Source organism: Microbacterium sp. KHB019 (assembly GCF_037285405.1).
Classification (GTDB): Bacteria; Actinomycetota; Actinomycetes; order Actinomycetales; family Microbacteriaceae; genus Microbacterium.
Genome location: NZ_JBBDHF010000001.1, coordinates 309,374 through 321,722, shown reverse-complemented (window position 1 = coordinate 321,722; position 12,349 = coordinate 309,374). Strand labels below are relative to the sequence as shown.

The window sequence follows — 12,349 nt, the reverse complement described above, 5'->3', positions numbered from 1 at the left end:
CCTATGGACCTGGAGTTCGCCGACCTCGCTCTGGGCTGGGACGAGGACGTGCCCGTGGAGTGCGAGTGCGATCACGGCGATGAGGAGGCCTACGCGCCCTGCGGGCGCCGGGCGAAGTGGCGCGTGACGATCGACTGCACGTGCGGCGAGAATCACCCGCGAACGGTCGAACTGCTGTGCACGAAGTGTCTGCGCACCGCGCGGAAGGACCTCGGGAACGAGGCCATCACCGCACGTCCGCTGTAGCGGACGTTCCGTAGGGCGGGTGGGACTTGAACCCACGATCGTCGGGTTATGAGCCCGCTGCCTTGACCAGCTTGGCCACCGCCCCCTAGCGATTCCACTCTAACGGAGCGGTACCGCCTGCTCGTGCGTCCGCAGGTGCTCATGGTAGATCTCGGCGTTGCGGAAGAGATCAGCCCGCTCATCCTCGCTCAGCTCCCGCCTGACCTTCGCCGGCACGCCGGCGACGAGCGAGCCGTCCGGGATCTCGGTGCCACCCAGGACGACGGCCCCGCCGGCGATCAGGCATCCGCTGCCGATGACCGCGCCGCTGAGGATGACCGACCCCATTCCGATGAGGGACCCGTCTCCGATCGTGCAGCCGTGAACGACCGCGTTGTGCCCGATCGAGACGTTCTCGCCGATCACAACGCCGTGGCCGCTGTCGACGTGCACCGAGACATTGTCCTGGACGTTGCTCCCCCGCCCGACGACGATGCCCGCCGAATCGCCACGGAGGACGGCGTTGTACCAGACGCTGGAACCGGCCTCGAGCGCGACCTCGCCGACGATGCGCGCTCCGTCCGCGACGAACGCGTCATCCGCGACCTTCGGAGTCCTGCCGGACAGTGCGAGTACGGATGCCGACGACGAGATGCTCATGAGGTGAGACTACCCTGACTTCCGCGTGATTCCGGGGATTTTCGGGGCGATAAGCCGAGCCTCAGCTTGCTTGCGGAATGTCTGAGGCTGAGTACCGTTATATCCATCAGGCATCCGAAAGCCGTACTGGAGGAAGAAAAATGAGCAAGGCGCAGACCGTTTCCACCACAGCCAGCGACCCGACCGTTGCCGCAGCGGCGGCCCAGTTCCTCTCCCCCGTCGTCCTCGGGCTGCAGGCGCTGACGATCAGCGGAAAGCAGGCCCACTGGCACGTCCGCGGCGCGAACTTCATCGGCGTCCATGAACTCCTCGACTCGGTCGTCGCGAACGCCGGCGGCTTCGCCGACACGGCCGCGGAGCGCATCGTCGCCCTCGGTCTCCCGATCGACGCCCGCGTCAAGGCCGTCGCCGAGAAGGGCGCATCGTCCGCTGTTCCCGCCGGCTTCACGCAGTCAGCAGAATTGATCCGCAACGTCATCGCGGACATCGATGCGATCCTCGTCGACACCAAGGCGGCCATCGACGGCCTCGACGAGGTCGACCTGACCAGCCAGGACGTCGCGATCGAGATCATGCGGGGCCTCGAGAAGGACCGCTGGTTCCTGCTCGCACACATCGCCGAGTAACAGCGCCTCAAAGGGGAAGGGCACCGGGATTCGTCCTGGTGCCCTTCCCCTTTCCACTTCTCATCCCACGCCGTTCTCCATCGCAGCCTTCAGCGCCGCGGTGTACTGGGGTGCCAGCGAGTCGGTGAACGTCACGGTGAGGTGGTCCTGGTCGCGATACACGTTCGCGCCGCCCACGACGGGGAAGCACGAGTCGTCGTCGCAGAACACGTCGGTGAAGTCGAGAAGCGTGACTCCTGCTGCCCCGTCTGCGGCGTCACGCAGCGGGTCGTTCTCGACGAGGACGTCGGAACGAGCGCCGGCGCACTCGGCCTGATCGCGCGTGCGGAGGCACTTGTTCGGGTCGGTCTCCCAACCGGGGTTGTCGACGACCGTGACGACAGGGATGCCGCGATCGGTCATGGTCGACCAGGCCTCGCGATATCCGGCCACTGCGGCGTCGAACGACGAGTCGTGACCTGCCGCCGAGTACGGGGTGTTTGAGATCGCAGCGGTGAAGACCGCGTCGAAGTCGCTGTCCGCGAGCTTCTTGTCGACGCCTGCGCGCCAGTCCGCGCACGCGGCGCCGAAAGAGCCGCCGGTGGCCAGTGGTGTGGTGTTCCACGGGCACGCGCCCTTGAAGTACGTGGTCAGGTGCCAGCCCTCGCGCTCCGCGATGCCCTGGAACGTCGTGAGCAGCTGATAGGCGTGGCTGTCGCCGACCAGTGCCACGCGCGGCGCGTCAGGGGCCTCGGAGCCGAACTCGCACGACACCGGACGCGAGTCGTTGAGCTGGATGAAGCACTGGGGTTCGTCCGGGTTGTCTGCGCCGGCGAATCCCGGCGCCGGCAGGATCGTCTCCGGCGCAGCGTCTACGCAGGAGTCGTCCAGCACACTCGCCGCGCCGAAGCAGGCAGGCGGATCCTCCCGGACGTCCTGGATCGCTTGAACGCCCTGCTGGTAGGTCGGCGCGTTCACGGCCCAGCCGCCGGCCGCAACGGCACCGACGAGCACCATCGCTCCCAGCGACGCCCAGAGAGTCGCGCGCGGACGCCGTGAGGTCAGGGGCTTCCAGGATCGAACCGGGTCCTCCACGAAGCGCTTGGTAAGCCAGGCGAGCACGAAGCAGATGCAAAGCAATGCGACGCGGTGGTAGATCGTCAGGCCCCAGAACGGCACGGACGGCGCGATGATGATGAGCGGCCAGTGCCAGAGGTAGAGGCTGTAAGAGATGTCGCCGGTGAACCGCATAGGGCGGATCGAGAGCAGCCGCGTCGGGTACCACCAGCGTTCGGTGTTGGATGCCGCGATGATCGCCGCCGCGCCCAGGGTCGGCAGCAGCGCCATGTATCCGGGGAACATGGTCTGACCGTCGAAGGTGAAGGCCGTGTAGAGCAGGACGAGGATGCCGGCCCATCCGAGGACGAAGCTGATAACGGCGTTGCTCACGCGCAGGCGCGGGACGAGCGCGATGAGCGCGCCGACACCGAACTGCCACATGCGTCCGAACGTCACGAAGTATGCGGGAGCGGGGTCGGTGATGGTGTACACGACGCAGAAGACGAACGAGACGACGGAGACGACGCTGATGGCGACGATGGCCGCGCGCAATCGCGATCCGCGGAAGAACTTGACTGCGATCCATGCCGCGAGCAGCATGATCAGCGGCCAGAGGACGTAGAACTGCTCCTCCAGGGACAGCGACCAGTAGTGCTGCACCGTCGTGGGGTCGCCGGACAACGCCAGGTAGTCCGCGGAGTTGAAGGCGAGGTACCAGTTCTCGATGTAGAACGTCGAGGCGAGGATCTCTCGCACCTCGGCGGGCATGGCGGACGTCGGCGTCAGCAGCGGCGAGGCGGCGGCGATCGCGCAGAACAGCAGGACGAGCAGCGAAGCCGGCAGCAGACGTCGGGCACGGCGTGCCCAGAACTGGCCGAGGTTGACCGTACCGGTCGAGGTGAGCTCGCGCGCGAGGTGTGCGGTGATCAGGAAGCCGGAGATCACGAAGAAGATATCGACGCCGACGTATCCGCCGCTGAGGCGACCTGGCCAGAAGTGGTAGAGCACGACGAACAGGACGGCGATCGCACGCAGACCCTGGACATGCGGGATGAAGCGGCTGGACGCTGCGTGCTCCGGAGACCGGTCGCGGCGACGCTGTGCACGAGAGGATGAGGAAGTCTGCGGAGCGGATGTCACCTTACGACGGTACCTGGTGCATCACGTAACCCGTGAAACCGCCCCGCCCCGATGGCTCCGAAGTCAGAGCCTGCGCGTCCAATCGTGGCCCGGAATCGTGTGTTCGAGCGCATCGCGCAGCCACGAGCGTCGACGCTCGTCCAGGTATGGCACGGTGGCCGTGAAATCGGCCTCGTCCTTCGGCCGCTGGCCCCTCGCCTTGTACAGGAGCTGGATCTCGGGCTGGAGATAGCGGATGCCGTCGAGTTCCCAGAGCGCATCGCTCAGCGGCATGCGGATGCTCGTGTCTCGCCGGTAGATCCATTCCTGTGCTGTCCCCGTGGAGAGAAGGATGTCGTACTCCCACGGGTGCGCAGCACTGCGACGCGTCCAGAGCTGGTGCGTCCCGTCAGGGAGCAGCTCCTGCGCGGTGCCCTCCGGCCGTTCGTGCGGGAGCAGCGGCTTGAGCGCGCCGGACGCGGCCGTCCACACATGCAGCCGCCCGGTGAGATGACTGCGCAGCGCAGGCAGCTCAACGCTCAGGACGCTGGGATCGAGATCCTCGTGATGCCGCTCGACACCGGTGAACGTTTGCAGCGCCCAGCCACCGGCGATCCACCAGGCACCGCGGTAGCCGTCGAAGAGGCGAGCAGCATCCGCAGGCGTCCGTGGCGCCCAGCGGCCGTAGACCGCCTCGAACTCGGAATCGCTCAACATCGCTCCAGGCTACGTGCGGTCGCCGGAAACGTGCTCAGGTCAGCACGGTACGGGCGCCGAAGCCCTCAGAACGGTGCGGGCTCGACGATGTGTTCGTCGACCTCCTCGAATGCGACGTCCTCGAATGCGACGTGGGTCGCGACACCCGGTGGGCGATCGACATAGATCCTGCCGGTGGGGCTGGTCCACTCCAGATCCCCACCGCCGAGTTGTCGCACTCGCCAGGGCGTATGGTGCTTGGTCGTGTGGTGTCGACGACAGAGGTCGGCGAGGTTGCCGAGGTCGGTCGGTCCTCCGTAGGCGTGGTCAACGGTGTGATCGTCGTCGCACAACCGCGCCAGCATCCGGCATCCGGGGAAGCGGCACCGGCGATCCCGCGCTCGCAGGTAGCGCCGCATCTCGGCGGACGGCCGATACCGGTCGACCGCGAGAACAGTTCCCGTCACCGGGTCGGTCAGCACGCGATCGAAGCCCGGCGCGTTGCCCGTCAGGATCCGCGCTGTGGCCGGATCGACAGGTCCGACGCCTTCGAGATGGCCCGGTGCCGCGTGGTCATCGTCGTCCGTCAGTGTCAGCACAGGCACGGTCACGTCGATGTGCGCCGCGATCTCCCCGAGAAGTCCGTCCTCTGTGCTGTGTCCTGCCGGCGTGCCTGTGAGGACGAGATCGGCGAGCAGATCGAAGCGGAGCTGAGCGGTGGTGCGCTGGTCGGCGAAGTCGTCCACCGGACCCTCGCCGGCGATCCTCGCGTTGTCGGTCTTCACGGATGAAGCCATCTGCGTCAGCCGATCGCGCTCTGCGTGAATGATCGCGCTGGGACCGTACTGCACGAGCTCCGCCATGCCCTCTTCGCGTTCGCGCGTCCACACCCCTCGTTGCTCTCGCGCCTCACGGTGCCGCTCGGTGAAGGAGCGCTCACGGAATCGCTCGGCCAGCTGCCTCACGAAGGGCCGCAGCCGATTCGGTGACTCGGCCTCGGCACGCGGCACGACCGCCGCTTCGAACCGAGCCCGCGCCTCGGCAGCCTCGATCGGCGTCCCCGATTCAAGAATGATGCGCACGTGGGACGGAGAGATGCGCCCGGCCCCGAACGACGCGGCCGTTTCGGGGAAGTCCTGGACCAGACGGGCGGCATCCCCCATCTGCGATTCGACGACGCGGTCGCTCACCCGCAACACGGCAGCGAGCTCGGTTGCGACGGCACGATGCGCCATCTCCCGCGAGTCGACAGAATCGAACGGCTCATCGTCGGCGATACGGGCGGCGGTCGCGAGCATCGCCGACTTCACCGCCTGCAGCTGATTGATCGTCTGGTCGACGGATGCCACCGTGCCGACGAGATCACTCAGCAGAGCGTTCAGCTCTGGTGACGTCATCACTGAGGTGGTCATGAGTCCATTCAACCGAGGGCCACGGACATTCCGACGACGCCAGGACTCAAACCTTCAACTTCAGGTTGAGGTCGATCAAGCGGTGTGCGTCACGCGCCCTCCGAGCAGCGTCGCGAGTACCGGCATCCGGCGCAGCGTGCTCTCCGCCGCTGCGCTCGGATCGGCGCCGCACACGACCAAGTCGGCACGGTCCCCCGGCCGCACGGCACTGCGCACGCTCGCCGCGAACGCCTCGTCGAGAGTCAGCCTCTCCTCGGCATGCCAGGCGTCGCGTCCGTCGTCGGTGCGGTGAACGGCGGCGGCGATGGCCTGCCACGGGTCGAGCGGTGCCACCGGCGCATCCGACCCGAGCCTCAGTTCGACGCCGGCGCGCAGAAGGGAGGCCATCGGATACCCCACGGCGGTCTGGTTCGCCCAGAACCCGTCGACGAGGTCGCGATCGTCCAGCGCATGCTGCGGCTGGATGCTCGCTGCCAGCCCCAGCCGCGCGATCCGGGCGATGTCCGCATGCCGGACGAGCTGTGCGTGCTCGATGGTGCCGGTCGCCCCTGTCGCCGTCACGGCGTCCAGCGCTGAGGACACGGCACGGTCGCCGATCGCGTGGACCGCGGCCGACAGTCCGGCTCCGGTCGCCCGCGTGAGCAGCTCGACGAGCTCAGGCGGAGAGACGTTCAGGACCCCGTGATCCGCATCGTCGCCAGGGTACGGGTGCGTGCACGCAGCGGTGCGGGTGCCCAACGAGCCGTCGGTGATGACCTTCAGCGGCCCGACGCGCACCAGCCCGGAACCGCCGTCCAGTGCATCGCCCGAGCGCAACCCAGCGGCTATCGCGCGCTCGAGTTCGGCCGGGTACACCGCGAACTCGACCCGCTGCGACGAGAAGCCGGCCTCGACCCGTCGTGCCCACGCCTCGGCATTCCACGCCATGTCGAAGTCCACGATCCCGGTGACCCCGCGTGCCGCTGCGGCAGCGCCGGCGGCGGTGACAGCACGGTCCCCGTGAGACGGCTCGACCGCGTTGACCCGCTTCGAGATCTCGAAGGCGTCGTCCTCGCGCAGCATCCCGTCGGGAGAAGTGAAGCCCTCCCGCCGCAGCGCCGCCGAGTTCAGCCAGACGCTGTGCACGTCCGCGTTGATCAGATAAGTCGGCGCGGCGCCGGTCGCGGCATCCAGAACCTCGAGCGAGGGCGCGTCCGGCCACAGGGCGTCGCGGAACCCCGTCCCGACCCGTCGGCCATCGGCAAGCGGTTCAGCCGACGCCATGCGCGCCGCAGCCTCTGCAGCCGACGTCGTCTCGTGAAGCCTGACCCGTTCGGACATCAGCGCCCATTGCAGCGTGTGCACGTGACTGTCCCACAGTCCGGGCACGACCCACGCTCCCTGCGCGTCGATCGACTCTCCGGCGACCGGCAGCGCGCCGGCGGGAGCGATGTCGACGATCAGACCTCGCGCGACGTGGATGTCCACCGGCACGTCATCCATCAGGTACTCACGGCCGGGGCCCGCGATCCGGGCGTTGCGGATCGCCGCGATCGTCGCGCCGATCACGCGTTCTGCGCCCGTGCTGCGACCCGGGCGTCGTGCGCGCGCTGCATCTCGGCGACGAGCGCCGGATTCGGGAACTTCTCATCGCGCGACAGCTCGAGGATCACGTTCTCGACCACGTCATCGGGTTTGTTCTGGCTGAGCTTGCGCTTGGCGACGACGCGGGTCGGCGTGAGCCGGAATCCGATCGTGCCCGACTCGAGCCGACGCACGAACGTCTCGTCGTTGGGAGGCGTCCACATGCCGCGCGGCGAGGGAAAGCGGTTCTCGAAATGCTCGACGAGATGCTCCAGCACCTTCAGATTCTCGTCGGCATCCAGGATCTCCGGCACACCGGACAGGTGCACGGCGACGTAGTTCCACGTCGGCACCGCCGGAACGTCGCCGTACCAGCCCGGAGAGATGTAGCCGTGCGGTCCCTGGAAGACGACGAGGAGCTCCTGATCCGGCTGCCCGAGGCCCAGCACGAGGTCGTCCGGTCGGCCGACGTGCCCCACGATCGTGAGGTCGTCGCGGTGGGGGTCGAGCAGGATCGCGTAGTGCGAAGCGGTCGCGCCGTCGGCATCCCGCCCCACGAGCGTCGCCCACGGATTCCCGGCGATGACGCGCCGCAGCTCGGCGACGTCGGTCATGGCGAAACTGGGGTTCTGGCGCATGCACCAAGCCTAGATCCGCGGCGGCCGGTCAGTTCCTCTTGGGAAGAATGATCGCCTGCGTCTTCCAGGCCTCGAAATCCTTGTCCCCGGCCATGAACGCGTTCACCTCGTCGGTCGTCGCCCGCAGCTTCGGATCGTTGTCGAGATACTTCTTCGTCTCGCGGGCGACGAGCCCCGAGAGCACCAGCAGACCGATGAGGTTCGGCAACGCCATCAGACCGTTCATGACGTCGGAGAATGCCCACACGACACCCAGTTGCACCGTGCAGCCGATGAACACCACGAGCGAGAACAGGACGCGGAACGGCATGACGGCTCGGCGTCCGAGAAGGCGCTCGATGTTGCGCTCGCCGTAGTACGACCATCCGAGGATCGTCGAGCCTGCGAACAGGACCAGACCGATCGTGACGATGTAGTGCCCCCACTCCCCCGGAAGCCCGTGGGAGAACGCTTCGCCGGTCATCAGGGCGGCACTGATCTGCTCACCGGTCTCGGGATCGGTCATGTTCCACACCCCGGTCGTGACGATGACCAGGCCGGTGCACGTCACGACGATGATCGTGTCGATGAACGTCTGCGTCATCGAAACCAGCCCCTGACGGACCGGATGGCTCGTCTTGGCGGCCGCCGCTGCGATCGCAGCGGATCCCATGCCGGACTCGTTGGAGAAGATGCCGCGGGCGACGCCGAACTGCACGGCGATGATGATCGCGGATCCGGCGAAGCCCCCGATCGGAGCCGTCCCGGTGAACGCGTCGGTGAAGATCAGGCCGAACGCCGCCGGCACGTCGCCGATGTTCGCGATGAGGATGTAGAGGGCGCCCAGCACGTAGAAGATGATCATGACGGGGACGAGACCCGCGGTCACGCGACCAATCGACTTGATCCCGCCGACCAGGACGGCGAGGGCGAACGCCGTGAGCACGAGGCCGGTCACCCAGGTGGGCACGCTGAAGCTGTTCTCCATGTTGGTCGCGATGGAGTTGCCCTGCGTCATGTTGCCGATCCCGAAGCAGGCGAACACCGCGGCGATGGCGAAGAACAGCGCGAGGAACTTGCCGAAGCGGTTCGGGATGCCGCGCTCGAGGTAGTACTGCGGGCCGCCCGACTTCTCGCCTGCGTCGTCGGTCTTGCGGTACCGCACGCCGAGGAAGGCTTCGGAGTACTTCGACGCCATGCCGAGGAGACCTGTGATCCACATCCAGAACAGGGCACCGGGACCGCCGATCCCGATGGCTGTGGCGACGCCCACGATGTTACCGGTGCCGACGGTGGCGGCGAGAGCGGTCGTCAGCGCCTGGAACTGCGAGATGTCGCCATCCGAGCCAGGATCCTTCCGGGTGAACAGGCCGAGCCGGAGCGCCGATCCGAGGCGGATGAACTGCAGCCCGCCGAGCCTGATCGTGAGATAAAGCCCCGTGCCCAGCAGCAGCGGGATGAGGAGCCACGGCCCCCAGATCCATCCCGAGAGGGTTTCCAGAGCGGTCTGAAGGCCGGTGAGATCCATGGGTGCTCCTGTCATTGCTGCGGTGCAGAGGACGGAGTCCACCTAATCACGCCTGGCAGCGCGGACACCAGTAGAGCTTGCGCGCGCCGAGCTCTTCCAGCACGATCTCCGTTCCGCAGGTGCGGCACGGCAGACCCGCACGGTGATACACCCAGTGCCGGTCGTCCCGGCTGGCCATCGCCGCGCGGTACTCGTCCGATGACAGGTCGTCCATGGTCATCATCTGACCTGTCTCGACGCCGATCGGCAGCAGCCTTGCCCAGTCCCGCCAGAGTTCACGCACGAGCTCCTCCGGCACCTGCTTGCCGGGCGTGTGCGGGTTCAGGCGCGCTCGGTACAGCATTTCGGCGCGGTAGACGTTGCCGATGCCGGCGGCTACAGACTGGTCCATCAGCAGAAGAGCGATCGGCGTGCCCTTCTTGCGCACGGCGCGCACGAAGCGCTCCTCGTTCTCGGCCGGATCGCCGACGAGCGGATCAGGTCCGAGCTTCGCGACGCTCGCCAGCATCTCGTCCGGCGTCTGCAGCTCGCACGCCGTCGGCCCGCGGAGGTCGGCGGCGGTGATGTCCGTCATCAGACGCAGCCGCACCTGACCGACGATGGGCGGAGGCCATTGCATGCCCTCGTCCTCGAGGCCCTTCGTCTGCTCGGACATGCGCACGTGCACGCGGGTGCGGCGCGGCGCGCCGATCGATGCGAGGGAGTTCTCGCCTGCGTCGTCGAAGACGACAGCGTCCAGGTCGGTGCCGCGCTGATTCGTCTGGCCCATCCGTCCGTTCGCCGAGGCGATCGTCGGATCGAGCAGGATCTCGCCGGCGAAGTCCCATGCACCGTAGAGGCCGAGGTGCACGCGCAGCCAGACATCGCCCTCGGTCTCGAGGAACATCTGCTTGCCGACGGCCTTGACGCTCACCGCTTGACGTCCGTCGAGCACCGCGGCTCCTTCGGCGAAGCGCCCCTGCGGGCTCGAGGCCAGCAGAGTCTTGCCGATGAAGTTCCGATCGAACTGCCGCGCGATCCTGTGTACGGAGTGTCCCTCAGGCATGTCAGCCGCGCGGGTCTGGCAGCAGCGAACCGTCGCGCTCGAAGTCTGCGATCTGGCCGATGCGACGGACGTGTCGCTCCTCGTCGGAGAACGGCGTCGCGATGAATCGCTCGATGAAGGAGACGACCTCCTCGAAGCTGTGCTGCCTGGCGCCGATGGAGATGACGTTCGCATCGTTGTGCTCGCGGGCGAGCTCGGCGGTCGAGAGGTTCCAGACCAGTGCCGCCCTGATGCCCTGAACCTTGTTCGCGGCGATCTGCTCGCCGTTTCCCGATCCGCCGAAGACCACGCCGAGCGCAGCCACGCCGGCGCTCTGATCGACGACGACGGCCTGCGCCGCGCGAATGCAGAACGCCGGGTAGTCGTCGAGAGCGTCGTACTCGACGGGGCCGTGGTCGATCACGTCGTGACCGAGTGAACTCAGGTGCTCCTGCAGCTGCGTGGAGAAGTCGAGGCCAGCATGATCTGTGGCGATGTGGATGCGCATGGACACCATCCTAGAAGCGGCGGGGCCGCCGTCAGGGCGCGATTCCCGCGGCTGCGGGCTTGAACCCGAGACGCACGTTCTCGCAGTCCCCTGGACGCGCCACGTCGTACCACGGCCCGAGGGCGGTGAGGTGGGGACGCTGAGCCGCCGGCGTTCCATCGACGCGTTCGAGCACGAGGTCGATCAGCCCCGAGACGAAAGCCGGGTGGATGCCGGGCGTCGCGGTCCGCACGGCGGGGATGCCCACCTCATCGGCCGATTCCATGGCCTCGGTGTCGAGATCCCACAGAACCTCCATGTGGTCGCTGACGAAGCCGAGCGGGACGATGACGATCGCCTTCGCACCTGCGGCGGGCAGCTCAGCGATCACGTCGTTGATGTCGGGCTCGAGCCAGGGTTGGCTCGGCGGGCCGGAGCGGGACTGGAACACCAGCTGCCAGGGCACGGTGCCACCTCCGACGGGCGCTCGCCCGGCGACTGCAGCGATGTTCTCGATGATGTTCGCGGCGACGGCCTTGTGCTGGGCGACATAGGCGCCGCCCTCGCCCCAATCGACGTCGCGCGGGCCGGAGCGCTCCGCATCCGCTGTCGGGATTGAGTGCGTCGAGAACAGCACGTGGATGTCAGCCGGTGCGATCCCCTGCTCGAGGAACGTCTGCACGGCGGCATCCACGCCCTCCTGGAAGGGGGCGACGAATCCAGGGTGATCGAAGAACAGCCGCACCTTGTCGGCCGTGACGCGATCCTGCAGACCTGCCTCGGTGATGGCGCGCGCGATGTCCTCGCGGTACTGACGATCGCTCGAGTAGGAGCTGTACGCGCTCGTGGCGACTACGAGGAGCGTCTTGTGTCCGTCGTTCGCGGCGGCGGTGAAAGCGTCCTCGAGGTACGGCTCCCAGTTGCGGTTGCCCCAGTACACGGGCAGGTCGATGCCGCGCGTCGCGAGTTCCGCCTCCAGCGCAGCCTTCAATTCCCGGTTCTGCTGGTTGATCGGACTCACGCCTCCGAAGTGGCGGTAGTGATGCGCGACCTCTTCCAGACGCTCGTCCGGGATGCCACGTCCCCTGGTCACGTTGCGCAGGAACGGGATGACGTCGTCCTGGCCCTCAGGGCCGCCGAAGCTCGCGAGCACCAGCGCGTCGTACGCCACCGGAGTCTCGACGAATTCGGGACCGCTCGAAGCGGCGGGGGAAGCGAACAGGACAGAACTCTGAACGGGCACACTCACCCCTCCATCTTCCCATCTTCCGTGCGTCGGCATCCTCGTCGGCATCCTTGTCTACCTGGCGTAGGCTGTCATGGTTGCCGTCGGCGCCAGCAGCGTCGGCATGTG

General features: G+C 67.3%; 12 protein-coding genes and 1 tRNA gene. 2 read left to right on the top strand and 11 right to left on the bottom strand.

From position 1 onward, the window contains the following. Positions 1-3: 3 nt before the first annotated feature. Entirely contained in the window at positions 4-246 is a 243-nt protein-coding gene (locus KHB019_RS01615) for a hypothetical protein (RefSeq protein ID WP_230102799.1), read from the top strand. A gap of 11 nt (positions 247-257) precedes the next feature. Here KHB019_RS01615 and KHB019_RS01610 read toward each other — a convergent pair. Both KHB019_RS01610 and KHB019_RS01605 read right to left on the bottom strand, forming a co-directional pair. Continuing rightward, positions 258-331 (bottom strand) — tRNA-Ile (locus KHB019_RS01610). A gap of 14 nt (positions 332-345) precedes the next feature. Then, on the bottom strand, positions 346-885 hold the full coding sequence (locus tag KHB019_RS01605; RefSeq protein ID WP_230102800.1) for a gamma carbonic anhydrase family protein: 540 nt from the start codon (positions 883-885) through the stop codon (positions 346-348). 140 nt (positions 886-1,025) lie between these two features. On the opposite strand from KHB019_RS01605, the gene KHB019_RS01600 reads away from it, so the two are divergent. Beyond that, positions 1,026-1,511 carry a Dps family protein gene (locus KHB019_RS01600; RefSeq protein ID WP_230102801.1) on the top strand — a complete coding sequence of 162 codons (486 nt, stop codon included), beginning with the start codon at positions 1,026-1,028 and terminating at the stop codon, positions 1,509-1,511. A 60-nt stretch (positions 1,512-1,571) separates the two neighbouring features. Here KHB019_RS01600 and KHB019_RS01595 read toward each other — a convergent pair whose 3' ends face one another. The 9 genes from KHB019_RS01595 to KHB019_RS01555 all read right to left on the bottom strand — a co-directional run bounded on the left by KHB019_RS01595 (position 1,572) and on the right by KHB019_RS01555 (position 12,277). Next, the gene (locus KHB019_RS01595) at positions 1,572-3,689 is read right to left on the bottom strand and encodes an acyltransferase family protein (RefSeq protein ID WP_230102802.1); all 2,118 of its coding nucleotides are present in this window, start codon (positions 3,687-3,689) and stop codon (positions 1,572-1,574) included. Positions 3,690-3,752: 63 nt separating this feature from the next. Next, positions 3,753-4,385: a hypothetical protein gene (locus KHB019_RS01590; protein WP_337457955.1), complete on the bottom strand. Its 633-nt coding sequence runs from the start codon at positions 4,383-4,385 to the stop codon at positions 3,753-3,755. Positions 4,386-4,450: 65 nt separating this feature from the next. Then, positions 4,451-5,776 (bottom strand): HNH endonuclease signature motif containing protein, encoded by a 1,326-nt coding sequence (locus tag KHB019_RS01585; protein ID WP_325471965.1) that lies wholly within the window; start codon positions 5,774-5,776, stop codon positions 4,451-4,453. A gap of 75 nt (positions 5,777-5,851) precedes the next feature. Next, a complete protein-coding gene (locus KHB019_RS01580; protein ID WP_337458387.1) occupies positions 5,852-7,258 on the bottom strand; it encodes an amidohydrolase in 1,407 nt (468 codons plus the stop codon). 62 nt (positions 7,259-7,320) lie between these two features. Then, positions 7,321-7,977 carry an FMN-binding negative transcriptional regulator gene (locus KHB019_RS01575; RefSeq protein ID WP_230102805.1) on the bottom strand — a complete coding sequence of 219 codons (657 nt, stop codon included), beginning with the start codon at positions 7,975-7,977 and terminating at the stop codon, positions 7,321-7,323. Between the two features lie 28 nt (positions 7,978-8,005). Continuing rightward, positions 8,006-9,484: an alanine/glycine:cation symporter family protein gene (locus tag KHB019_RS01570; RefSeq protein ID WP_230102806.1), complete on the bottom strand. Its 1,479-nt coding sequence runs from the start codon at positions 9,482-9,484 to the stop codon at positions 8,006-8,008. Positions 9,485-9,530: 46 nt separating this feature from the next. Then, positions 9,531-10,529 (bottom strand): Fpg/Nei family DNA glycosylase, encoded by a 999-nt coding sequence (locus KHB019_RS01565; protein ID WP_230102807.1) that lies wholly within the window; start codon positions 10,527-10,529, stop codon positions 9,531-9,533. Between the two features lies 1 nt (position 10,530). Beyond that, complete coding sequence (locus tag KHB019_RS01560) at positions 10,531-11,016, bottom strand: ribose-5-phosphate isomerase (RefSeq protein WP_230102808.1); 486 nt, start codon at positions 11,014-11,016, stop codon at positions 10,531-10,533. A gap of 31 nt (positions 11,017-11,047) precedes the next feature. Further along, positions 11,048-12,277: a ferrochelatase gene (locus KHB019_RS01555; protein WP_443193181.1), complete on the bottom strand. Its 1,230-nt coding sequence runs from the start codon at positions 12,275-12,277 to the stop codon at positions 11,048-11,050. Between the last annotated feature and the right edge of the window lie 72 nt (positions 12,278-12,349).

What these genes read in the sequence shown, in the direction of transcription:
- KHB019_RS01575 (WP_230102805.1), bottom strand. Translation starts at nt 7,977, where the DNA reads ATGCGCCAGAACCCCAGTTTCGCCATGACCGACGTCGCCGAGCTGCGG.
- KHB019_RS01605 (WP_230102800.1), bottom strand. Translation starts at nt 885, where the DNA reads ATGAGCATCTCGTCGTCGGCATCCGTACTCGCACTGTCCGGCAGGACT.
- KHB019_RS01590 (WP_337457955.1), bottom strand. Translation starts at nt 4,385, where the DNA reads ATGTTGAGCGATTCCGAGTTCGAGGCGGTCTACGGCCGCTGGGCGCCA.
- KHB019_RS01615 (WP_230102799.1), top strand. Translation starts at nt 4, where the DNA reads ATGGACCTGGAGTTCGCCGACCTCGCTCTGGGCTGGGACGAGGACGTG.
- KHB019_RS01580 (WP_337458387.1), bottom strand. Translation starts at nt 7,258, where the DNA reads ATGGATGACGTGCCGGTGGACATCCACGTCGCGCGAGGTCTGATCGTC.
- KHB019_RS01560 (WP_230102808.1), bottom strand. Translation starts at nt 11,016, where the DNA reads ATGCGCATCCACATCGCCACAGATCATGCTGGCCTCGACTTCTCCACG.
- KHB019_RS01565 (WP_230102807.1), bottom strand. Translation starts at nt 10,529, where the DNA reads ATGCCTGAGGGACACTCCGTACACAGGATCGCGCGGCAGTTCGATCGG.
- KHB019_RS01600 (WP_230102801.1), top strand. Translation starts at nt 1,026, where the DNA reads ATGAGCAAGGCGCAGACCGTTTCCACCACAGCCAGCGACCCGACCGTT.
- KHB019_RS01585 (WP_325471965.1), bottom strand. Translation starts at nt 5,776, where the DNA reads ATGACCACCTCAGTGATGACGTCACCAGAGCTGAACGCTCTGCTGAGT.
- KHB019_RS01555 (WP_443193181.1), bottom strand. Translation starts at nt 12,277, where the DNA reads ATGCCGACGCACGGAAGATGGGAAGATGGAGGGGTGAGTGTGCCCGTT.
- KHB019_RS01570 (WP_230102806.1), bottom strand. Translation starts at nt 9,484, where the DNA reads ATGGATCTCACCGGCCTTCAGACCGCTCTGGAAACCCTCTCGGGATGG.